Genomic DNA, 22,829 nt, shown 5'->3' on the forward strand with positions numbered 1-22,829 from the left:
GCTTTTGAAACATCGGGGCGCGGCGCCGCAGGCCGGGAGCCTGCAGCGCGCCGCGCCATCAAAACAGGGCGCCCTGCACCTGCACCTGCACCGGAGCCGGAGCCGGAGCCGGAGCCGGAGCCGGAGCCGGAGCCGGAGCCGGAGCCGGAGCCGGAGCCGGAGCCGGAGCCGGAGCCGGAGCCGGCGGTGGCGGTGGCGGTGGCGGTGGCGGTGGCGGTGGCGGTGGCGCAGTCTCGCTGCCCACCTCCACCATCCGCCCGTCGCCGGTGAGGAACGCCGCGCGCACCGCGTGGCCCGGCATCTGGGCCTGAACGGCTTCGCGGTAGCGCGCCAATTGGGCCATCAGATGGGGGCGGCGCTCGGGGTCCGCCGCGCTTTTGTAGTCGAGCACCCACCACACCGGCTCGCCGCCGGAATCGACGCGCCGCACCAGTCGGTCGATGCGCAAGGTCTGCCCGGCGTGGACGATGGTGGCCTCGTTCACCGCCCGATCGACCGCGTCGGCCTGCCATGCCCAGGCGCCCTGGCCGCCCAGGATGCGCTGGGCCATGCCGGCGGCCAGGGTGGCGGACTCCGGCGCCAGGTCGAAGTCTGCCGCCAGCCGTGCCAGCCGCGTGGCGGGCCATCCGCCCCCGGACGGGACCGGCCCGCCAGCGCTTGCCATGGCGGCCTGCTCCAGCAACTGGTGCATGGCCTCGCCCTGGCGCGATGCCGGGGTGGACACGGCCACCGCCGGCACGGCCGGACCATCGGGCTCCGGCTTCGGCGGCGGCGACCAGGCCGGCAGTTCGGCCAGCACGGCATGGTCCTGCGCCCGCCCATCGTTTTGCGGCAAGGCTTCGCCGGCAGGTTCAGCCAAGACGTTCTCGTCCTCATCCTGCAGCAGGGGCGCCAGCCGGTTCCACCAACTGCCGGGCGCCGAGGACGAGGGTTGCACCGACGAGACCGCCAGGCAGTGCTTGGCCCGCGTCATGGCCACGTACAGGGTGTTGAGTTCTTCGCGCTGTCGCTCGGCCTGTTCGGCGGCCAGCATGTCCACCGCGCTGGGCGGCGGCGTGCTTTCGCTGGCGAGGAACACGAAGCGGCGCGGCAGCGGCTCTTCGCCCGGCCAGTCCACCAGCACGCCCATGGTCTCGGCCTTTTGCGGGCGGGTGTCGGTGTCCAGCAGCAGCACGCTGTGCGCTTCCAGGCCCTTGGCGCCGTGCACGGTGAGCAGGCGCACCGCCTGCGCGTCCACCCGGCCCGGCGCGCGCTGGCCGGCGCGCTTCATCGCCCGGACGAAGGCGTAGGGTGTGAGGTAGCGCCCGCCGTCGATCTGCAGCGCGGCCGACAGCAACGCGCGCAGATTGGCGAGCACGCTGGCGCGCTGGGTGGCGGGCGCGGCGGCAGCATAGCGGGCCAGCACGTCGCGGTGGGTGTAGAAGGCCTGCAGCGCGTCGTGGGGCGGCAATGCGTCGAACCAACCCTTGTACAGAGCCAAATCGGCTCCCAGCACAATAAATTCTAGGGCATCATGCTCACTTTTTAATAGCAAATCGAGCCAACTGCATTCGAGGTTCTCCGGCTGGCGGCGCCACAGCGCCAGCCGCACGAGCGTGTCGTCGCCCACCCCGAACAGCGGCGAGCGCAGCGCGCGGGCCAGCGACAGGTCGTGGCCCGGCGAGACCAGCGCATCCAGCAGCGCCACCACGTCCTGCACTTCGGGCGCCTCGGCCAGCTCGGCTTTTTCAGGCTGCACACAGGGCAGGTGCAGGTCGCGCAGCGCGTCCTGCATGGCGGCCAGCCGGTCGCGCTTGCGGGCGAGCACCATCACCTCGCGCGGCGGCACGCCGTCGGCGATGCGCCCGGCCACCCAGCGGGCGGCCTGCGTGCATTCGCGCATGCGCAGGGTTTCCTCGGCCTCGTGCCGCGGCTGCGTGAGGCTGTCGCGCCACGCCATGGGGTCCAAGGCAGGGCCCGCGCCATCGTCGGGCGCGGTGATGGCGGGCAGCCGCAGCCGCATTCCCGGGTCGGTGGACTCGGTGGTGTGGTCGCGAAAGCCAGCGTATTCCCCCTGGCCCTGCGCGGCCTGCATCACGTGATTGACCGCGTCGATCACGCCCGTGGCATTGCGGCGCGTGTGGTCGCAGCTCAGCAGGTCTCCGCCCAGGCCTTGGCGCACGAAGGCCTGCGCGGCCAGGAACACCTGCGGCTCGGCACGCCGAAAGCGGTAGATGCTCTGCTTGGGATCGCCCACGATGAACACGCTGGGCGCACGCCCACCGCCCGCGCCCACATAGCCAGACAACCAGGCGTGCAGCGCCTGCCACTGCAGCGGGTTGGTGTCCTGGAACTCGTCCACAAGCAGATGCCGCACCCGCGTATCCAGCCGCTCCTGCACCCATCCGCTCAGCACCGGGTCGGACAGCATGACCAGCGCCGTGCGTTCGACATCATTCATGTCCACCCAGCCGCGATCGCGCTTGAGCGCAGCGAATGCAGCCACCAGGGCGCGCGTGAGCCGGGCCATGCGGTGGTGGTGGCCCCAAGCCTCGTGCTGGCGGCGCGCCAGGCACAGGCGCTGCAGCTCGGCCTCGGCCTCCTGCGCCACGGCAAACTTCTCCAGGTTCTTGCTGAGCCGGTCTTCCTTGGCCACGAAGAAGGCGCGGCGCAAACGCTCCAGGCGTTTGTGCGGGTCCTCGCATGCGAAGGCATCGATCACCGCGTCGGCCGCCTTTTGCGGCGTCTTGTTGGATTCGGTGCCCAGGGCGCTCGCGCGGGCCAGCCAGCGGGCGCGCGCCGCATCGCCCTCCAGCGCGTGGGCCGGGCTGTCCAGCCCCTGCAGGTCGGGGAATTGCGCATGGAACGGCGGGACCGAGGCGTCGATCACGCCGGCCGCGTCCGCCAGCTCGAACTCGATGCGCTTGGACAGCGCTGCGCCCAGGGCCTTGTGCGTCTGCGACCGCCCATGCGAGGCCACCGCCGCAAGGTAGTCGGCATGCAGCGCCGCATCGTCGGCCACCTGCTGCAGGAACGGCGGCCAGACCTGGCGCACGGCCTCGGCGTCGTCCTCCAGCAGCTCGTAGTTGCCGGGTAGCCCGCGCGCGTGCAGCACCGCCAGCGGCGCGGTGCCCAGCAGCGCGGCGAACCAGCTGTGGAAGGTGCGGATCTGCACCGGCCGCCCGGATTCGAGCATCGAGCGGTACAACGTCTGCAGCAGCGCGCGCTTTTCCAGCGCGCTATCGGGCGGGATGCCGCGGGCGACCAGTTCCCGGGCCAGGCGCTCGGGCTTGGCCTCGGCAAATTCTTCCAGCCATTCCTGCAGCCGCTGGCGCATCTCGCCCGCGGCCTTGCGCGTGAACGTGATGGCCAGGATTTCGTGCGGCGCGCAGCCGTCCAGCAAGGCACGCAGCATGCGGGAGACGAGCATCCAGGTCTTGCCCGCGCCCGCGCAGGCTTCCACCGCCACGCTGCGGTCCGGATCGCAGGCAATCGAATAGAACGCCTCGCGCGTGACCGGGCGGCCGTTGTGTTCGTAGGCGGCCAGCGTCATGGTGCGTTCTTCATGCCCAGAAATCCTTGCGGCACAGGCCGCGCGCGGCGCAGTAGTCGCACACGGCCCCCTCGCCCAGCGCCGGCATGGCGGCACCGGCAGCGATGCGTTCGAAGTCGTGCAGGATGCCCTCCACCAGCTGGTCGCGCAGGGCCACGATGTCGGGCTGCTCGAAGGTCCGTGTGTCGCCGCGCTCGCCCACGTTCACGTAGGCCGCGCGCAGGTGGTCGTCGTGCAGCAACGCGGCATAGAACGCCAGCTGTGTGTCCTCGGTGCCGGCAGCCAGGCGCTTGCGGGTGACGGCTTCGTTCTCGGTCTTGTAGTCGATCACCAGCAAGGTCGGTGCTTCGCCCGGAACGCCGGAGCGGACGGCATCGATGCGGTCGAGCAGGCCCACCAGTTGGAGCGGACCGAGCGACTGCGTCGAGCGCACCTCGGCCTGCCGGAAGGCTGCGCCCTGCCCCTCGTGGTCCTGCAGCCAGCGAAGGTAGCCGTCGCGCAGGGCCGGCCAGCCGGAGGCGAACGGCAGGAACTCGCCCGACGCCAGCCGCTGCGCCCGGGTGACGGCCTCGGCCGCGGCATCCATGAGCGCGCGGCGCGCCGGCAGCGCTTCGGTGGGCGCCGCCTGCAGCGCCTCGTGGAAGTGCTGGAGCACGGCATGCAGCCAGTTGCCGAAATCCCGCTTGCCCACTTCGGCGCCCAGCTCGTCGGATTCCTGCAGGCCCAACTGGCGCAGCGCGAAGAAACGATAGGGGCAGTGGCGCAGATCGGAATAGGCGGTGGAGGACAACTGCAGCACGGGCAGGGCCTCGCCCGTCGGCATCGGCCGGGGCACGGGTGCGAGCGGCACTTCGCGCACGCTTCGCGGATCGGTGCCGGCGCGGGCCTGGCCGGCCAGCTGCAGGGCCAGCACCAGCGGACTGGCCAGCAACGGCTCTCCCCCGTCATCGCCGCTGCGCCACAGCACATCCACGTGGGCGGTGCACAAGGCATTGCGCCAGGCCGCGCGCTGGGCGGCCTCCAGCGCCTCGCGGGTGGGCAGGCCCAGGCCCTCGCGCTGCGCCCGGGTCCAGGTGCCGGGGGGCTCCGGAGCGGGCGGCAGGCGCTTTTCGTCGCAGCCGGGCACCACCAGCGTGGCGAACCGGCGCGCCAGGATCTGCGGCAGCGGCACGACGAACACCGAGGCGCTGCCGTCGTGGCCGGGCCGGTAGCGTGCGGCTTCGAGCACCTCGTTCACCCAGCGGGTGAACTCGGCCAGCGCCATGGGCCGCCCTGCGCTCGCCAGCCCCTCCAGATCAGAGGGCAACCCGTCCTGCAGCCGCAGCTCCGCCAGCACGCGCTCCCCCGCGGCGTCGGCCTGCAGCGCCTCCCATTGCCCCGTTGCCTGCAGCAGCTCGCGCAGTGCGTCCAGCCATGCCGCCACCGGCCTCGCGGCCTGCCAGGGCGTGCGCCAGGCCTGTACCTGCGCGATGAGCGCTTGCACTGCAGCCGCTGCAGGCGGCATGGCATCGCTGCGTTCCTCGATGGCCGTCCAGTGGCCGGTGCCGGCCCTGCGCAGCCACTTCTCGGCCGCGCCCACCGCCTGCGGGCTGGCGGCCGGCACGTGTTTGAGCCAGTCCAGCACCGCGTCGGCGGAGGCGTTCCAGGCACAGGCCCGCAGCGCCACCATGGCATGGGACGCCGCGCGCGTGGTGGACAAGGTCCAGCCGTTCTCGTCGTGCACGGCCACCCCGCGGCCCTGCAGCAGCGCGCTGATGCGGCGCGTCAACGCCCGGTCGATCGCGGCCAGGGCCAGCGGCGCGTGGCCCTGCGCCAGGCGGTGCAGCACACACGCCGCCGCGCGTTGGGCTTCATCCTCGGCATCGGTGGCCTCGTGCAGGAACACCTCGCCGAGCGCGGGCAACGCCGTTTCAGGTGGCTCACCGAGCGGCAGGGACAGTGCGCGGTCGCCCCACCGCGTGCAGAGCGTCTTGGCCAGCGGATCGGCCTGGAAGCCACCGAGCACGACCAGCGCATCCACGGCCGATTGCGTGCCCGGATCGAACAGCACGTCCGTTGCGTGGCGGGACGCCAGCACCCATTCGAGAGCGATGCGCGCCACCGCCGCCTCGTAGCGCAGTGCCGCGCCGTCACCTGCGGGGGGCATCGATTCGCGCGCGCCCACCGCCCAAGCGTCGCGCTCGGACGGCGGCACGGCGCAGACGACGCTGGCCAATTGGGCCGCCGCCTCCAGCAGCGACGCGGCCAGCACGTCGCGCTGCTCCGTCAGGCCGACCCGGTCGAGCAACGCGCGCGCCGTGAGGGTGTCGCGCCCCATGTCGTGCGAGAGGTCGTCGCCTTCCGGCACGAACGGGGCGATGCGGGAGGCCCAGTTCCGGGTTGTCTCGAAACGCGGCGCGAAGCCATCGGGCACGCGGCGCGCCCATTCGCGCTGCGCCTCGGCCATGAGCTGGGCGTACGGCACCAGCACCACGGTGGCCGCGGGGTGCGCGCCGGTGCGCCGGATGTGGGCCTGCACCCGGTCCAGCACCGGGCCCCAAACGCTGCCGGGCGCATCGTTTTTCGCTATGACTGTCATAGCGGTGGAGGCCGCGGCCACACCGTGGGGCGGGAAATATCTTTCTGTCACAATCCCCTGACTTTATCCGTACCCGCCCACCTCAACTTGCTCCACAAAGGAATGTGCCATGGCAAGCGAACTCATCAAACACCTTTCCGACGCCAGTTTTGAAACCGATGTACTGCAACCGGGCACCACGGTGCTGGTGGATTACTGGGCCGAATGGTGCGGTCCCTGCAAAATGATCGCGCCCATCCTGGACGAAGTCGCCAGCACCTACAAAGACAAGCTGACCGTCGCCAAGATGAATGTGGACGAGAACCGCGAAGTGCCTGCCAAGTTCGGCATCCGCGGCATCCCGACCCTCATGCTGTTCAAGGACGGCCAGTTGGCCGCCACCAAGGTCGGCGCGATGAGCAAGACGCAGCTCACCGCGTTCATCGACCAGCAACTGGCCTGATTGGTGACGGTCGGGGCTGGCGTGGGCGGCGGCCTCGTCCGCAGCGCGCCATCCCGCGTGCACGCATTGTTCGATGGCAGCGATCTTGCTGCACGTGCCTTGGCAAACCGGTTTTTTTTCCTGTCATAATCGCCGCAGATCATCGCGTCCGCATGCACTAGCGGCCGGTTCCAGATCCCCAGGCCATCCGAGGTCCGCAAACAGCGGCAGCCCGGCTCCCGGCCTCCCCCCTGATTCAAATCCGCTCCGTTCAGGAGTCACCCCATGCATTTAAACGAACTCAAGGCACTGCACGTGTCCGAAGTGCTCAAGCAGGCCGAAGAGCTGGAGATCGAGAACACCGGGCGCATGCGCAAGCAAGAGCTGATGTTCGCGATCATCAAGAAGCGCGCAAAGGCCGGTGAGCAGGTCTTTGCCGACGGTGTGCTGGAAATCCTGCCGGATGGCTTCGGCTTCCTGCGTAGCCCCGACACGAGCTACACCGCCAGCACCGACGACATCTACATCTCGCCCAGCCAGGTCCGGCGCTTCAACCTGCACACCGGCGACATGATCGAAGGCGAAGTGCGCACCCCCAAGGATGGGGAGCGCTACTTTGCGCTGACCAAGCTCGATGCGGTCAACGGCGGCCCGCCGGAGCAGAACAAGCACAAGGTCATGTTCGAGAACCTGACGCCGCTGTTCCCCAAGGAGCAAATGAAGCTCGAGCGGGACATGAAGGGCGAAGAGAACATCACCGGCCGCATCATCGACATCATCGCCCCTATCGGCCGCGGCCAGCGCGCACTGATCGTCGCACCGCCCAAGAGCGGCAAGACGATGATGATGCAGCACATCGCGCACGCCATCACCGCCAACAACCCCGACGTTCACCTCATGGTCCTGCTCGTTGACGAGCGCCCCGAGGAAGTGACCGAAATGCAGCGCACCGTGAAGGGCGAAATCATCGCCTCCACCTTCGACGAGCCTGCCGCACGCCACGTGCACGTGGCCGAGATGGTGATAGAGCGGGCCAAGCGCCTGGTCGAATTGAAAAAGGACGTGGTGATCCTGCTGGACTCCATCACGCGCCTGGCCCGTGCCTACAACAACGTCGTGCCCTCCTCCGGCAAGGTGCTGTCGGGCGGCGTGGATGCCGCTGCGCTGCAGCGCCCCAAGCGCTTCTTCGGCGCGGCGCGCAAGGTGGAAGAAGGCGGTTCGCTGACCATCATCGCCACGGCGCTGGTCGATACCGGCAGCCGCATGGACGAAGTGATCTTCGAAGAATTCAAGGGCACGGGCAACAGCGAAATCCACCTGAACCGCCGCCTGTACGAAAAGCGCGTGTTCCCGGCCATCGAGCTCAACAAGAGCGGCACCCGCCGCGAAGAACTGCTGCTGCCGCCCGAGATCCTGCAAAAGACCCGCATCCTGCGCCAGTTCATGTACAACATGGACGAGATCGAGTCGATGGAACTCATGATCAAGAACATGAAGGCGACGAAGACCAATGTGGACTTCTTCGACATGATGCGCCGCGGCGGCTGATTTTTGCCGTTCGCATGGGGTGGCTTGCGCCGCTCCCGTGTACATCCAAAAGCCCCGCAGGCCATCCGGTCTGCGGGGCTTTTTGCTGAAGGCCGCAACCTCCCCGCTCAAGTACCGGACCACGCGGCGGCGGACGATCCCAGCGCAGGTGCAGGCAGCTCCCAGCGCATCGGCATGCCTTCGATGGACAGCGGCGCCAGCAAGCGCCTGGCCGGCCCCCAGGCGGTGGCTTCGATCTCCGGAGACTGGTCATGCAAGGCCTCGGGCAACAGCGGCTCCTGGTCCAGCGACGACGGCGCCTGTGCCAGCCAGTGGGCGGTTCGCGCCAGCGATGCTCGCACCTCGCAGCCCCGGCCGGTCTGCCGGCGATGCGCCAGCGCCTTCAGGGCCGCGGCCGCCATCAGGTAGCCGGTAGCATGGTCGATGGCCTGCACGGGCAGTGGCACCGGCACCTGCCGCCCGGTCCGGCGCATGCCTGCCTCGGCAATGCCGGTGCTCATCTGAATGAGGCTGTCGAAGCCCCGGCGTCCGCGCCACGGACCGCTCCACCCATAGGCGTCGAGCGAGACGTCGATCAATCCGGGATGGACCGCGCGCCGCCATGAAACGCCCAGCCCCAGCCGCTCCAGGGCTTCCGGCCGCAACCCGTGTACCAACACGTCGGCCTGGCGCAGCAAATGCTCGAACACCGCGTGGTCGGCGGCTTGCCGAAGGTCCAGGCGCGCGCAGCGCTTGCCCAGAACCACCTCGGGCACAGTGCCTGGCTCTTCCCAGCCCGGCGGGTCGATGCGCAGGACCTCGGCGCCAAAGCCGGCGAGGAAACGCGTCGCCACCGACCCCGCCAGGATGCGGGTGAGGTCCAGAACACGCACGCCATGCAGGGGGCGCTGCGCCGTTCCCACCCAGGCGCGCGCAGGTCCTTCCGCACCAAAGGCCATGTGGAGCAACGGTTCCGCCTGGACAGCCTCTCCCTGAGGATGAGACGACCATTCGTCCAGGCTTCGCATGGCTGCGGCACACCCGCCCTGCTCCACGATGGCGGACTCCAGATCGCTTGCACGCCAGCCAGCGACCGCCTGGGCCGCCGACTCCCGGTCCGTCACCCCGCCGAGCACCGCCAGCGCCGCGGCCCGGTGATGCGGCGCATTGGTGTGCAAGCGGATCCATCCATCCGCAGCTTGGTAGTCGCCTGCGACGGTATCCCACAGCGGTGCCAAGGCCCAGCCGATCGGACGCAACGACCCACCGAACCAGAAGGACGCCAGCCGCCGGTCCACCCGAACCTGCGGCACCGGTGCGCGGGAAGGTGCGGCGACCTCCACCAATGCGAGACCGGCCACCGCCATCGAGGCACTGGCCAGGTCGGTCACGGGAAAGACCGATGGCAATTGCCCAGCGCCCGTGAAAGACAGCGCATCCATCGGATCCGTTGTGCCGCCCAAGCCCTTCCACAGCGTGCGCGCGAAATGGGTGAGTGACGCAGAAGGGGGCAAAGGAGCGCAGGAATGGGTGGACATGGCAGGCCTCAAAAACGATGCATCAGCCTAGATCAACCCATTAAATTGTCAATATTGATTTATATTTTCAACATCAACCTATTTCTATCCGGGAGCCGTGATGCCCGTCTATCTGTCAGCCCCTGACGCTGCCGCCCGCCTTGGTGTTTCCCGACAGACGCTCTACGCCTATGTGAGCCGGGGCCTGCTGCCAGCCCACGCGGGCGACAGCATCCGCGAAAGCCGATACTTGCAGCAGGACGTGGAACGGCTCGCAGGCCAGCGCACGCGGGGCCGCAAGCCGAAGGAGGTGGTCAAGGCGGCGCTGGACTGGGGCCTGCCGGTGCTGGAGTCCTCCATCACATTGATCGAGGATGGGCAGCTTTACTACCGTGGAGAAAACACCATCTCGCTGGCCGCCGCCTGTACTGTGGAAGATCTCGCAGGCCGACTGTGGCGCTGCCCCACCGAATCGGCTTTCGGCTCCGACACGCCTGCGTTGCCCCGGGCCATGGCGGCATTGCAGCCCTGCCTGGCCGGGCTCCGGCCCGAAGAAACGCTGCTGCCGCTCTTTACCGCGGGCAGCGAGGACGCCAGCACCGCTGTGTGGCAGACGTCGCCAGAGCGGCTGGCGCAAGGATGCGGTGCGCTGGTGCGGCTGCTGGCTGCGTGCCTGCTGGGCACGGCACCCCTAACGGCCCCCATCCATCGACAATGCGCCGCGGCATGGGGGCTGGACCACCACGGGGCGGACCTCGTACGCCAGGCGCTCGTGCTTTGCGCCGACCACGAACTCAACGCGTCCAGCTTCACCGCCCGGTGTGTGGCCTCCACCGGCGCGAGCTTGCGGGCCGCGGTGATCGGCGGTCTGGCCGCGCTCACGGGCGGCAAGCACGGCGGCACCACCGCACGCGTGGAAGCCCTCTGGGACGAGTTGGACAACGCCGCGCCGGAGCAACGCCTGCGCCAGCGCCTGGCACGGGGAGAAGACCTGCCAGGCTTCGGCCACCACCTCTATCCGCAAGGGGATGTGCGCGCCGAATGCCTGCTGCGCCCTCTGCTGCCGCACAACGAACGCTTGCAGCGCTGGATCGCGGAGGCCCAGGCCTTGACCGGCCAACGGCCTTCGATCGATTTTGCGCTGGTCGCCCTTCGACGCCATCTGGCGCTTCCGGAAGGAGCGGCCTTCGGCCTGTTCGCACTGGGGCGATCCATCGGCTGGGTGGCCCATGCGCTGGAGCAGCGCGACAGCGGACAGCTCATCCGGCCGCGCGCTGCGTACAACGGACCGCGGCCCGCTCAGCCCACGGAGAATCGCCGCTCCAACGCGCTGTAGCCCAGGCCCACGCCCTTGTGCACGCGAATCTGCACGGGGATGCGTTCCTTGAGGGCCTCCACGTGGCTGATGATGCCGATGGTCTTTCCGCTGGCGTTGAGGGTGTCGAGCGCGTCCAGGGCGGTCTCCAGTGTTTCGCCATCCAGCGTGCCGAATCCCTCGTCGAGAAAAAGCGAGTCGATGCTGGCCTTGTGGCTCACCAGGTCGGAAAGCGCCAGCGCCAAGGCCAGGCTCACCAGAAAGCTCTCGCCACCCGACAGGGTGCGGGTGTCGCGGGCCACATCGGCCTGCCAGGTGTCGATCACCTCCAGCTCCAGTTCGCCCGCAGAGCGGCGGCCCAGCCGGTAGCGCCCGTGCAGCCGCCCCAGTTGACGATTCGCCAGATGCACCAGGTGGTCCAGCGTGAGGCCCTGCGCGAACTTCCGGTATTTGGCGCCGTCTGCAGAGCCGATCAGGCCATTGAGGTGCTGCCACAGATCGTGGTCGGCCTCCTGGGCCTGGATCTGCGCCAACAGCGCTTGCAAGCCATCGCGGCGCTGCGCATCGTCTTGCAGCCGGCTCGCGATGGCGCCCTGCTGCTGCTGCGCCAAGGTGAGCTCGGCCTCCCACTGTGCCATCAGCGCGGCCAGATCCTCTGAACTCCGTTCGGTGAGCGGCAGGGATTGCAACTCCGCCAAGGCTGCTTCAGCGGCTGCCTGCAGGGCGTTCGCCTCGGCCAGCGCCTGCTGCCGCTGCGCCAGCTGTGCGCGCAGCGCTTCGCGCTCTGGCTCGCCCATGCCTGCCGCGCGAAAAGCGGTTTCATCGGCGAAGGGGCTGAGCGACAGCGCCTGCACCCAATCCTGCTCGGCCCGGACCTGGGCCTCCTGCACCTCGGCATGCCGGCGCTGCAAGGACTCCAGCATGCCTTGCAGCGTGGCCAGCTCGTTCTCTGCCGCACGCCAGAGCGCTTCGGCTTGTTCGACCGCCTGTACCAAGTCTTCGGACCCGGATTCGGGATCTTCCCGCAGCAGGGCATCGACTTCGGCCCGCGTGCCAGGCGCTCCCACGGCCGCCCAACGCTGGGCGGCATCCCCCGCCATGTCGGCCACCTGTTTCAATGCCGATTCACTGGCCGCCAATGCCTGAAGGCGCGCCTGCGCCGATTGCCACGCGCGATGTTCTTGCGCACGCTGCTGCAGCCAGTCCGCCCCATCGCTGGGCAGCGTGTAGCCCAACGTTCGCAATTGGTCCGCCAGCGCCGCTTCGGCCTCGGCGTGCTGGCTCTGCTGCTGTTGGAGGTGCCGCGCCAACTCATCCGCCCGCTCTCGGGCAGCCTGCAGATCCTTGTCCGACAGGGCCCGCTGCTGCAGGGCCGCGCGCTCGGCCTGTTCGGCCTGTTGCAATGCGGACAGCGTCTCATCGAGCCGCGTTCGTGCCTGGGCGATCTCCACCCATTGCTGTTGTGCGGCTTCCAGCGCTGCCGCGTGCCGGGCCTGGGCGTCGGCGATGACCTGGGCGTCCACGACATCCACCGGCCAGTCGCTGGCCGCGCAGCACGCCTGCCACTGCGCCAGCCACTGTGCCAAGGCCTGCTCTCCCTCGGCGATCTGCTGCGCCACCTGATCGCTCTGCGCCTGCAGCGCGGCCAGGCGGGAGCGCCGCGCCTGCCCTTGCTCGGTCACCTCGTCGCGCTGCGCGCACAGCATCTCCAGTGCGGATTGGGTCGCGGAAACGTCCAGCGCCTCGTAGGCTTCGATAGCGGGATGGGTGGTCGATCCGCACAGCGGACAGGCCTCGCCCGGCTGCAAATGGCTGCGATGCGCCTCCAGGGCCTGAATGCGTTGCTCTTGCGCCAGGAGCTTTTCCTGGTCCTGCACTTGCCGGTGCAGGCTGGCATAGCGATCGCGCAGCGACTGCACGGCCTGCGCCTCGTCCGCCTCCTGCCGCTGCCGCTCCGTCTGGGCCGCCAGCCATTGCGCTTGCCGCGATCGGGCTTGCTGCCATGCGCTCAGGCTCTGGCCCAGGCGCTCCCAGGCATGGCTGCGCTCCAGCAGTTGCAATGGGGCATCGCGCCATGCGGATTCTTCACGCCCCAACGTCAGGCGCTCATGGGCCTGGCGCACTGCCACGGCCGCCTGTTGCGCCTGGTTCAAGGCCGCAGCGGCATGTTGGCAGGCCTGCTCATACCCGGCGCGTTGTGCCTCCAGCGCCTGACACTCACTGCCTTGTTTTTCCTGGCGCGCCCGGGTTTCGGCCATCGCCTGCAACCGGTGCGCACGGGCGCCGAATTGCTCGCGCCATCCGCTCAACCATTCCCCCAATTGGGCGTGCTGGGGCACCGCTGCAAGTTCTTGGGACAGCGTCTCGCGGGCCTGCACGACATCCTGCCATTCGTTTTCGCGCAACCGGGCCAGGCGCTGGCTTTCGCGTTGCACCTGGCGAAGCGCTCGGGCGCAGCGATCCACCGCCTGACCATGCCGCGCCTGCGCGTCATCCCGTTGCCGAACCACGGCCAACGCATCGTGCCGCGCGGCCTGCCATGCGGCATGGACCGGCTGCAGCCGCGCAGCGGGCTCGCTGGCGGCAAGGCGCAGGCTGTCTTCGGCACCGGCATCCCATTCGGCCTGGGCCTGCTCCCGATGCCGCACCGCCTCGTCACGCCGCATCTGGGCGCGGTCCTTGTCCGCCAGCCACTGGCGCTCGCGGGCGGCGGCCTGTCGCTGCGCCTGCAGTGCCCGCGCATGCAAGGCAAGGCGGCCAGCTTCGTCCACCAGCGTGGCGCGCGTGGCCTCGTCCAGCAACTCCACGCCACCGGCACGGGCCCGCATTTGCTCCAGCACCGTGCGCGCGTCGCGGGCACTCTCGAACACCCGCTGCGAAATCTGCCCGTAGATATCGGTCCCCGTCAACTCCTCCAGCAACTCCGCACGCTTGCCAGCGCTGGCTTCGAGGAAGGCCGCAAAGCCGCCCTGCGCGAGCAGCATGGACCGTGTGAAACGCTCGAAATTGAGCCCGGTGAGCACTTCCGTCTGGCGCAGCTTGTCCTGCACCCTGGTGGTCAAGATTTCGCCTCCGCCTTCGCCGCGGACATGGGCCACCAATTCCACCTGCACCTGCTGCAAGGCCCCGTCGGGCTTGCCGTGTGCCCTGCGCTGGCTCCAAAACGACCGGTAGCGGGCGCCGCGAACTTCGAACTCCACTTCCGCCAGGCATTCCGCGGTGTGCCGAGTCATGACCTCGTTGCCCCCTTGCGACACGCCAGCGATGCGCGGCGTCTGGTGGTAGAGCGCCAGGCAGATCGCATCGAGGATGGTGGTCTTGCCCGCCCCGGTGGGGCCCGTGATGGCGAACAGGCCGTTGCCGGCAAAGGGTGCCGTGGTGAAGTCGATGCGCCATTCGCCTTTGAGCGAATTCAGGTTCTTGAGGCGCAGGCTCAGGATTCTCATGGCGCGGGCCTTTCCTGCAGGTCGGCCAGGACGGTCCGATACAGCGCCGAAAGCCGCTCCTCCAGTGCCGGTTCGAGCGATTGGGCCGCCAGCCGGCGGGCAAAGACTTCTGCGGGGCCCAGTTCATCGAGGGTTTCTCCCGCAGCGGCATCCAGCACGGTGGAAAGCACATTGCGGGCCCTGCGCACACGCAGGATCTGGATCGGAAGGCCTTCCGCCATCTGGGCCACGCGCACCTGCAGATCGGCAAGGTAGTCGTCATGGGCCACTTCCACCTCGACCCACACCGGCAACGAATCGCTTGCGCGGCTGGCGGCTTCGGCAAATGCCGCCGGCAGTTCCGCCAGGCGGCCGCGCACGCTGGCCAGCGGCTGAAAGCAGGGGACCGGCAGCGGCGTCACGGACTTCAGGCCCGCCAGATCGAAATCGACCAGCAGCACCTCCTTGCGCTGGCGTGCCTCGTCGAAGCTCAGCGGTATCGGCGATCCGCTGTAGCGCACATGCTCCAGCCCTCCGACCTTTTGTGGCTGGTGGATGTGGCCCAGCGCGATGTAGTCGGCTGGTGGAAACGCGTTGGTGGGAAAGGCTTCCAGTGTGCCCACATAGATTTCGCGCACCGATTCGCTGGCGCTGGCGCCAACGGTGGTGAGGTGCCCCGTCGCCACGATGGGCAAGCCGCCCAGTGCGGCGCTGCGCTCGACGGCCAGGGCATGCAAGGCCTGGTAATGGGCACGGATGGATGCCTGCAACGCCAACTGTTTGTCGGCCGCGCTTTGCCCGGGCTGGCTCAGCAGCAGGTCCCGCGGGCGCAAGAACGGCACGGCGCACAGCACCGCTCCCGGCACGCCAGCGCGGGTATGAAGCACCAGCACCTGGTCTTCGGGCCGCTCCGCCATGCCTGGCACCACCCGGGTATTGAGATGCGCGAGCAAGCTGCGGCTTTCGCCGAGCACGGAAACGGAGTCATGGTTGCCGCCCAGCACGACGAATTGCGCCCCGGCATCGCGCAACGCCAGCACGCAGCGGTTGTACAGTTCGCGCGCATAGCTTGGGGGGGCGCCGGTATCGAAGACGTCGCCTGCCACGATCACGGCGTCCACTGCTTGTGCGCGAACCTGCTGCGCCAGCCAGTCGATGAAAGCCAGATGCTCGGCTTGTCGTGTCTGGCCCATGAAGTGTTGGCCCAGATGCCAGTCGGAGGTATGCAGGAGGCGCAATTCGTGGCTTTTGGAGAAGTTCTGGAATGGCAATGGTCTCACTTTGGCGGGCCTATGCAATAATCGAAGGCTAATTTCCGCGGAAAGTGCGACGCAATGGGTGCGGCGTGGCTACCGCAGCAGCCCCTGAAAGGACCATGCCATGAAAGAAGGCATTCACCCCAATTACCGCGAAGTGTTGTTCGTGGACCTGTCCAACGGTTTCAAGTTCGTGACCCGCTCCTGCGTGAACACGAAGGAAATGGGCAAGACCGATGACGGACGCGAACTGCCTCTGTTCAAGCTGGACACCTCCAGCGAATCGCATCCCTTCTACACCGGTACGCAAAAGTCCGTGGACAACATGGGCGGCCGAGTGGAGAAGTTCCGCAACCGCTTCGGCAAGACGACCGCAGCGAAGTAATCGGCGGACAACGATGTGTGCAGGCCCTGGCCTGCGGTGCCGCAAGGCAGCCGGCCTGCTACCGCAGACCGACAACACCGTTTGAAGAAAGGCAGCCCGGCTCGACCGCGCTGCCTTTTTCTTTGTCTTTTTGCCCGTATTCTCGGGCGTCCTTTTCCGCCACCAGAACGAGCCGAGTGATCCACCCCACCCCTGCCATCGTCACCCAAGGCGCAGTCCGCCCGCTGCCGCGCTGGGCGCTCTTGCTGCTGTGCCTGGCGTATGTGGTGCCCGGGTTCGTCATGCGAGACCCCTGGAAGAACGCCGACGTCACCGCGTTCGGCTACATGCTCGAGCTGGCGCACGGCACAACGGCGTGGCTGTCCCCTTCGCTGGCCGGAATGCCCCCCGAAACGGAAGGCCTGCTGCCCTATTGGCTGGGGGCGCTGGCCCTGCAGATCGCCCCCTCCTGGCTTTCACAGGAAATGGCAGCGCGGCTGCCCTTCATTGCCCTGCTGGCAGCCACCCTCGTGGCCACCTGGTACGGCGTTTACTACCTGGCAAAAAGTCCGGGTGCCCAGCCGGTGGCTTTTGCATTCGGCGGCGAGGCCCTGCCCGCCGACTACGCCCGCGCCATGGCCGACGGCGGATTGCTGGCCCTGCTGGCCTGCCTGGGCCTGGCGCAGCTGTCGCACGAGATCACCAGCTATCTCACCCAACTGGCCTGCACCGCCCTGCTGTTCTTTGCGGCATCGGCCCTGCCCTATCGCACCGCACTGCCCACGGCGGCCGCCGCGCTCGGGCTGATCGGACTGGTGTTGAGCGGGGCGCCCACCATGGCCGCCCTGCTCGGTGCGGGCAGCGCCTTGCTGGTGCTGCGCACAGCCGACCACGAACCGCGTTCGAGCCGCACCTGGGCGCTGGCCTTGCTGGGCCTGACGGTGGTGGCCGCCTTGCTGGCCTGGAAGCTGAACCTATGGCGTTGGCGCATCGTGGGCAGCGCAGAGGGCGCGAAGGATTGGCAAAGCCTGCTGCGCCTGCTGACCTGGTTCGCGTGGCCGGCCTGGCCGTTGGCATTGTGGACCCTGTGGCGCTGGCGCCACCAAATCACCAGCCGCGCCATGCACCGCCATCTGCTGCTGCCGTTGTGGTTCACCGTGGTCACGCTGGGCGCCACCATCACCACCCAGCCCGCCGACCGCGCCTTGCTGCTGGGACTGCCGGCCCTCGCGGCGTTGGCGGCGTTCGCGCTGCCCACACTGCGCCGCGCCATCGCGTCGCTGATCGACTGGTTCACCCTGCTTTTCTTCAGTGCTTCCGCCATCACGATCTGGGTGATCTGGCTGTCGCTGCAGACGGGCGTGCCGTCCAAACCGGCGGCCAACGTGGCCCGTTTGGCTCCCGCGTTCGTGCCGCACTTTTCGGCGATTGCTTTCACCCTCGCGCTGATCGCCACCGCGGCATGGTGCGCTCTCGTGTGGTGGCGTGCCTCGCGCGACCGGGCCGTGATCTGGAAGAGCCTGGTGCTGCCTGCCAGCGGCGCCACGCTGGGCTGGCTGCTGCTGATGACGCTCTGGCTGCCACTGCTCGACTATGGTCGCAGCTATCGCCCGCAGATCAACAGCCTGATGGCCGTGCTGGGCCCGCAGCCAGGCTGCATCATCACCCATGGCCTGAGCCGCGCCCAGGTGGCGGCGCTCCAGTACCACGGCGGCCTTTCGCTGCAGCCGACCGACGGCCGCCGGCTGCCGGCTGCGTCCGATTGCCAGTGGCTGGTGGCCGACAGCGAAGCCCAGCCACCCGGCGGCGACATCGCATCGCCGCCAGAGTGGTCGCGAGTGACGCAGCTCCCCCGGCCCACCGACAAGAACGACCAACTGTTGGTGCTGCGGCGCGCGGCCACGCTGCGGTAATGTCCGAACGCGCCACCATCGCGCGGCATGCCGGCACCGTGCTGGCCGGGCAGCTGGCGGTCATGGCGTTCGGCGTCACGGACACCATCGTGGCCGGCCGGCATTCCGCCGCCGCCCTGGCGGCCCTGTCGATCGGGTCGGCGATCTACGTCAGCATCTATGTGGCGCTCATGGGCGCGCTGCAGGCCCTCCTGCCGGTCTGGGCCGAGCAGCGCGGAGCGGGAGAACGGGAAGGCATCGGCCGAACGGTGCGGCAGGCGCTGTACCTGTGCGCCATCGCCTGCGCGATGGGCATCGTGGTGCTGGTGTCGCCCGGCGCCATCCTGCGGTGGACCCAGGTACCCGAAGCGCTGCGCGCCGTGGTGGGCAGCTACCTGGGCGTGCTGGCACTGGCACTGCCCCCGGCCCTTCTGTTCCGGATCTACAGCACGCTCAACCAGGCGCTGGGGCGCCCCCAGCTGGTCACCTGGCTGCAGGTGGGCTCGCTGCTGGTCAAGATTCCCTTGTCGATCTGGTTCACCTTCGGCGGTGCCGGGCTTCCAGCGCAGGGCGCGGTGGGCTGCGCCTGGGCCACCCTGGTGGTCAACTACGCGTTGCTCGGTGTAGCGGCCTGGCTGCTGAACACCCAGCCGCTGTACACGCCGCTCGCCCTGTGGCGGCGGCTGGAAAAACCGGACTGGGCGCAGATCGGCCGCTTCGCCCAATTGGGCGTCCCGGCGGGGCTGGCCATTCTGGTGGAGGTGACGTCGTTCACGCTGATGGCGCTCTTCATCGCCCGGCAAGGCAACATTGCCGCAGCAGCGCACCAGATCGCCTCCAACCTCACCGCCGTGCTGTACATGGTGCCGTTGTCGTTGTCCATTGCCACCAGCGCACGGGTGAGCTTCTGGCGCGGGTCGGGCGACGAATCCCGCGCCCGTGCGGCAGCCTGGATGGGTTTTCGCCTCTCTGCCGGGATAAGTATTGTCTTGGCTGCTATGCTTTTCATAGCAAAAGGGCATATCGCACCGTTCTACACGTCTTCGGCCCAAGTCGCCTGGCTCACAGCCTCGCTGCTGGTCTGGGTATCGATCTATCACGTCGCCGATGCGCTGCAAACGGTCTGCGTTTTCATCCTTCGCTGCTACCGCATCACGCTCGCGCCGCTGGTCGTCTATTGCGTGCTGCTGTGGGGCGGCGGACTGACCGGCGGTTACCTGCTGGCCTACGAAGGTGCCCTGGGATGGGAGGCCCTTCGATCACCGTCGGCATTCTGGGGGGCCAGTGCCGCGGCCCTCATCACGACCGCCATGGTGTTCGTCACGATGCTGGCCAGGGCGCTCAGGCCTGGGCAACCGCTCCCGCCTCCAGCACAGTGACCGGGCGACGGCTCTGCACCCGGCCCGCAGGAAAGGTGACGGAAAAAACCGAGCCCTTCCCTACCGTGCTCGAAATGTCGAGCGATGCCGAATGGCGCTGCAGGACATGCTTGACGATGGCCAGCCCCAGGCCCGTGCCCCCGGTCTCGCGCGAGCGGCTGCGGTCCACGCGGTAAAAGCGCTCCGTCAAACGGGGCAGATGCACCGCCTCGATCCCCGGGCCCGTGTCGCGCACCGTAAAGCGTGCGCTGCCATCCTCCAGAGGCAGCCATTCGACGGTGATGGAGCCGCCGGCAGGGGTGTACCGGACCGCGTTGCCGATGAGGTTGGACAAAGCGCTCTGCAACTCGGCCGGCACCCCACCCAGCTGGCCTGCCGCGCGCATGGTTTCCAGCGAAGGGAACTGGATCGTGTGCGGCCGGGGCTGGTTCTGGGTGAGCAAGGCGGACAGGCCACGGGCCTCGTCCTCGCAACGCCGCAGCAGCACCTCCACCGGTGTCCATTCGGTGATCCCGGGCAACGGGCTGCCTTCCAGCCGCGACAAGGTCAGCAGGTCCTGCACCACGCTTTGCATGCGTGCCGCCTGCTGCGACATCATGCCCAGGTAGCGCGAACGCTCTTCGGTGGAGAGCGGCAGCGTTTGCAGCGTCTCGACAAAGCCGGTCAAGACGGTAAGAGGCGTGCGGATTTCATGCGACACGTTGGCGACGAAATCCCGGCGCATGGCCTCTGCCTGCTCGAGCGCCGTCACGTCGCGCGACAGCAGCAGCTTGCGCCCGTCGCCATAGGGGTGGAGGTGCACCGAAATGCGCACCGGCCGGGAGGCCGTGCTGTCGCGGCCTTGCAGCACGACATCGTGTGAAAAATCCTGGCTGGAATAGTAGGCGCTGAAGTCCGGATCGCGCACCAGGTTGCCTATGGATTGCATGACGTCGCGCTGCGCGTCAAACCCGAACTGGCTGGCGGCGATGTGATTGCACCATTCGATGCGCCCGTCCCCGTCCAGCAGCACCACGCCGTTGGGCGTGGCCTGGAGCGCCGCCAGAATCTCCTGCAGCCGTGCGTCGCTCGCGGCCACCTCCGCCTGGCTTTGGCGCAGCAGTCGCCGCGCGCGGTCGGCCGCCTCGCCCCACAGGCCGCGCAGGCTGGGCGCCCTGGCCAGGTCACCTTCCCGCAGCCACGCCACGACGCGCGCGCCGCGCAGCAGGTCCCAGATGAACCACACCCAGGCCGCCAATGCCGCCGCCAGCATCGCACCCCACGGTCCGCCCTGCCACCATCCCACAGCCAGACCCGCCAACTGAAAGGAGAAAAAGAAGAAAAAGCGCCAGGCCATGTCGTGCAGTACGGGTCAGAAAGCGCGGCGCATCCGGCGCCGCAAAGCGAACGTCAAGCCCGCATCAATGCCGGCGGCTGCGCGGTGAGTCGATACCCCGCGCCACGCACCGTTTCCACCATGGCGCCGGCCACGCCCAGGGCCTCCCGCAGGCGCTTGACATGCACATCGACGGTACGCTCTTCGATGAAAACATGGTCGCCCCACACTTTGTCCAGCAACTGCGCACGGCTGTGCACGCGCTCGGGGTGCTTCATCAGGTAGTGCAGCAGCTTGAACTCGGTCGGGCCGATCTTGAGTTGCTGCCCCTGGAAGGTCACGCGGTAGGTGGCGGCGTCCAGCGTCAACTCGCCGATGGTCACGCTGTCGCTGACCTGTTCGGGCGCACGGCGACGCAGCACGGCGCGAATGCGCGCCAGCAGCTCCTGCGTGGAAAACGGCTTGGTGATGTAGTCGTCGGCACCGGCATCCAGGCCCGCGACCTTGTCCGGCTCATCGCCGCGCGCCGTCAGCATGAGGATGGGGATGGGCTTGGTGCGCGCATCGGCGCGCCACTTGCGGGCGAGCGTAAGGCCGCTCTGGCCCGGAAGCATCCAGTCCAGCAGGATCACGTCGGGAAGCACCGCGTCCAGCTCGCGCTGAGCGGATTCACCGTCTTCCGACCAAATGGGCTGAAAACCGTTGTGCCGCAGGTTGACCGCAATCAGTTCGGCGATTGCGGGTTCGTCCTCGACGATGAGTACACGGGGAAGTCTCTTCATGGCTATGCACCGCCTTTCAAAGCACGGCGGACTCGATCTGGTCCAGCGCAGTATGGCGCACGTCCTTGCCTTTGACGAGGTAGATGATCAGTTCGGCAACGTTCTTGGAATGGTCACCGATGCGTTCGATCGCCTTGGCGAGGAAGAGCAGGTCCAGACTGGCCGAAATGGTGCGCGGGTCTTCCATCATGTAGGTGATGAGCTTGCGCACGAAGCCGTCGAATTCCTTGTCGATGAGGTCATCCTCCTTGAGGATCGCCACGGCCGCCTTGGTGTCCAGGCGGGCAAAGGCATCCAGCGTCTTGCGCAGCAGGCCGGAGGCCAGATCCGCCGCCACCCGCAGATCGCTGGTGGGCAGAAGCCGGGCAGAGCCGCTTTCGATGATGGACTTCACCATGCGCGCCATCTTGTTGGCCTCGTCGCCCATGCGCTCGAGATTGGCAGTGGCCTTGGAGAACGCGATCAGCAGGCGCAGGTCACGCGCGGTCGGCTGGCGGCGCGCGATGATGGACGACAGCTCGTGATCGATCTCCACTTCCATCGCGTTCACGCGGTGCTCGGTGGCAGCCACCTGGTCGGCGGCTTCCACGCTGAACTGCGAGAGTGCGTAGATGGCCTGGCGGATCTGCGATTCCACCAACCCGCCCAGTTCCATGACGCGGGCGGAGATGCTGTTGAGTTCGCTGTCGAACTGCGAAGAAAGGTGCTTGTCGGGCATGTTGTTGCTCCTCAGCCGAACCGGCCGGTGATGTAGTCCTCGGTTTCCTTGCGCTGCGGCTTGAAGAACATCTGTTCGGTTTCGCCGAACTCCATCAAGTCGCCGAGGTACATGTAGGCCGTGTAGTCGCTGCAGCGCGCAGCTTGTTGCATGTTGTGCGTCACGATCACCACGGTGTAATCGTTCTTGAGTTCTGCAATCAGCTCTTCCACCTTGGCGGTGGAAATGGGGTCCAGTGCCGAGCATGGCTCGTCCAGCAGCAGCACTTCGGGCTTGATGGCGATGCCACGGGCGATGCACAGCCGCTGCTGCTGCCCGCCGGACAGGCCGGAGCCGCTCTGGTGCAGCTTGTCCTTCACTTCATTCCACAGGGCCGCCTTGCGCAGCGCCCACTCCACCCGGTCGTCCATGTCGGTGGCGTTCAGGCTCTCGAAGAGCTTCACGCCAAACGCGATGTTGTCGTAGATCGACATGGGAAACGGCGTGGGCTTCTGGAACACCATGCCGACCTTGGCACGGATCAGCGCCACGTCCTGCTTGCTGGTGAGCAGGTTCTCACCGTCCAGCACGATCTGGCCTTCGGCGCGCTGCTCGGGATACAGCTCGAACATGCGGTTGAAGGTGCGCAGCAAGGTGGACTTGCCGCAGCCCGACGGACCGATGAAGGCAGTGACCTTCTTTTCCGGAATATCGAGGTTAATGCCCTTGAGGGCGTGGAACTTGCCGTAGTAGAAATTCAGGTCGCGGACCGTGATCTTCGGCGTCTCGGACACAGCGGGCGTTGGGGAGGGCATGGTGTCTTCCTTGT

At 68.0% G+C, this 22,829-nt stretch carries 15 protein-coding genes; 6 read left to right on the forward strand and 9 right to left on the reverse strand.

Annotation, left to right across the window (positions count from 1 at the left end; genetic code table 11):
- Positions 1 to 58: 58 nt before the first annotated feature.
- Both AVAK2825_RS16725 and AVAK2825_RS16730 read right to left on the reverse strand, forming a co-directional pair.
- Complete coding sequence (locus AVAK2825_RS16725) at positions 59 to 3,532, reverse strand: UvrD-helicase domain-containing protein (RefSeq protein WP_284400961.1); 3,474 nt, start codon at positions 3,530 to 3,532, stop codon at positions 59 to 61.
- A gap of 10 nt (positions 3,533 to 3,542) precedes the next feature.
- On the reverse strand, positions 3,543 to 6,110 hold the full coding sequence (locus AVAK2825_RS16730; RefSeq protein ID WP_284400963.1) for a PD-(D/E)XK nuclease family protein: 2,568 nt from the start codon (positions 6,108 to 6,110) through the stop codon (positions 3,543 to 3,545).
- Positions 6,111 to 6,219: 109 nt separating this feature from the next.
- Between AVAK2825_RS16730 and trxA the strand changes: the two genes are divergently transcribed.
- Together trxA and rho are read left to right on the forward strand one after the other, a co-directional pair.
- Positions 6,220 to 6,552, forward strand: a complete 333-nt coding sequence (gene trxA / locus AVAK2825_RS16735; protein ID WP_284400967.1) for a thioredoxin TrxA — start codon at positions 6,220 to 6,222, stop codon at positions 6,550 to 6,552.
- Between the two features lie 264 nt (positions 6,553 to 6,816).
- Positions 6,817 to 8,079 carry a transcription termination factor Rho gene (gene rho, locus AVAK2825_RS16740; RefSeq protein ID WP_272547856.1) on the forward strand — a complete coding sequence of 421 codons (1,263 nt, stop codon included), beginning with the start codon at positions 6,817 to 6,819 and terminating at the stop codon, positions 8,077 to 8,079.
- A gap of 107 nt (positions 8,080 to 8,186) precedes the next feature.
- On the opposite strand, the gene AVAK2825_RS16745 is transcribed toward rho, so the two are convergent.
- Positions 8,187 to 9,596 (reverse strand): CoA transferase, encoded by a 1,410-nt coding sequence (locus AVAK2825_RS16745; RefSeq protein WP_502870556.1) that lies wholly within the window; start codon positions 9,594 to 9,596, stop codon positions 8,187 to 8,189.
- A gap of 100 nt (positions 9,597 to 9,696) precedes the next feature.
- Here AVAK2825_RS16745 and AVAK2825_RS16750 point away from each other — a divergent pair, with 100 nt between their 5' ends.
- On the forward strand, positions 9,697 to 10,911 hold the full coding sequence (locus AVAK2825_RS16750; RefSeq protein ID WP_284400971.1) for a citrate synthase family protein: 1,215 nt from the start codon (positions 9,697 to 9,699) through the stop codon (positions 10,909 to 10,911).
- Here the strand turns inward: AVAK2825_RS16750 and AVAK2825_RS16755 are convergent.
- Together AVAK2825_RS16755 and sbcD are read right to left on the reverse strand one after the other, a co-directional pair.
- On the reverse strand, positions 10,875 to 14,336 hold the full coding sequence (locus AVAK2825_RS16755; protein ID WP_284400975.1) for an AAA family ATPase: 3,462 nt from the start codon (positions 14,334 to 14,336) through the stop codon (positions 10,875 to 10,877). The two genes, AVAK2825_RS16750 and AVAK2825_RS16755, sit on opposite strands and share 37 nt — an antisense overlap.
- Entirely contained in the window at positions 14,333 to 15,553 is a 1,221-nt protein-coding gene (sbcD, locus tag AVAK2825_RS16760) for an exonuclease subunit SbcD (RefSeq protein WP_284400978.1), read from the reverse strand. Before sbcD ends, AVAK2825_RS16755 begins: the two co-directional genes overlap by 4 nt.
- Before the next feature lie 142 nt (positions 15,554 to 15,695).
- On the opposite strand from sbcD, the gene AVAK2825_RS16765 reads away from it, so the two are divergent.
- From AVAK2825_RS16765 to AVAK2825_RS16775, 3 genes are all read left to right on the forward strand, one after another.
- Complete coding sequence (locus tag AVAK2825_RS16765; RefSeq protein ID WP_272568968.1) at positions 15,696 to 15,956, forward strand: type B 50S ribosomal protein L31; 261 nt, start codon at positions 15,696 to 15,698, stop codon at positions 15,954 to 15,956.
- 176 nt (positions 15,957 to 16,132) lie between these two features.
- Positions 16,133 to 17,848: a hypothetical protein gene (locus tag AVAK2825_RS16770; protein WP_284400980.1), complete on the forward strand. Its 1,716-nt coding sequence runs from the start codon at positions 16,133 to 16,135 to the stop codon at positions 17,846 to 17,848.
- Positions 17,848 to 19,206, forward strand: coding sequence for an MATE family efflux transporter (locus AVAK2825_RS16775; protein ID WP_284400982.1), 1,359 nt, complete (start codon positions 17,848 to 17,850; stop codon positions 19,204 to 19,206). Before AVAK2825_RS16770 ends, AVAK2825_RS16775 begins: the two co-directional genes overlap by 1 nt.
- On the opposite strand, the gene phoR is transcribed toward AVAK2825_RS16775, so the two are convergent.
- Genes phoR through pstB form a run of 4 tightly spaced genes read right to left on the reverse strand, consistent with a single transcriptional unit; the run spans position 19,169 to position 22,815 of the window.
- A complete protein-coding gene (gene phoR / locus AVAK2825_RS16780) occupies positions 19,169 to 20,542 on the reverse strand; it encodes a phosphate regulon sensor histidine kinase PhoR (protein ID WP_284400984.1) in 1,374 nt (457 codons plus the stop codon). The two genes, AVAK2825_RS16775 and phoR, sit on opposite strands and share 38 nt — an antisense overlap.
- A 53-nt stretch (positions 20,543 to 20,595) precedes the next feature.
- Positions 20,596 to 21,303: a phosphate regulon transcriptional regulator PhoB gene (phoB, locus tag AVAK2825_RS16785; RefSeq protein WP_272568962.1), complete on the reverse strand. Its 708-nt coding sequence runs from the start codon at positions 21,301 to 21,303 to the stop codon at positions 20,596 to 20,598.
- 16 nt (positions 21,304 to 21,319) lie between these two features.
- The gene (phoU, locus tag AVAK2825_RS16790) at positions 21,320 to 22,021 is read right to left on the reverse strand and encodes a phosphate signaling complex protein PhoU (RefSeq protein WP_272547863.1); all 702 of its coding nucleotides are present in this window, start codon (positions 22,019 to 22,021) and stop codon (positions 21,320 to 21,322) included.
- Positions 22,022 to 22,032: 11 nt separating this feature from the next.
- Positions 22,033 to 22,815, reverse strand: coding sequence for a phosphate ABC transporter ATP-binding protein PstB (gene pstB / locus AVAK2825_RS16795; protein WP_272547864.1), 783 nt, complete (start codon positions 22,813 to 22,815; stop codon positions 22,033 to 22,035).
- Between the last annotated feature and the right edge of the window lie 14 nt (positions 22,816 to 22,829).

The organism is Acidovorax sp. SUPP2825 (genome assembly GCF_030158995.1).
In the GTDB taxonomy this organism is placed as follows: Bacteria; Pseudomonadota; Gammaproteobacteria; order Burkholderiales; family Burkholderiaceae_C; genus Paracidovorax.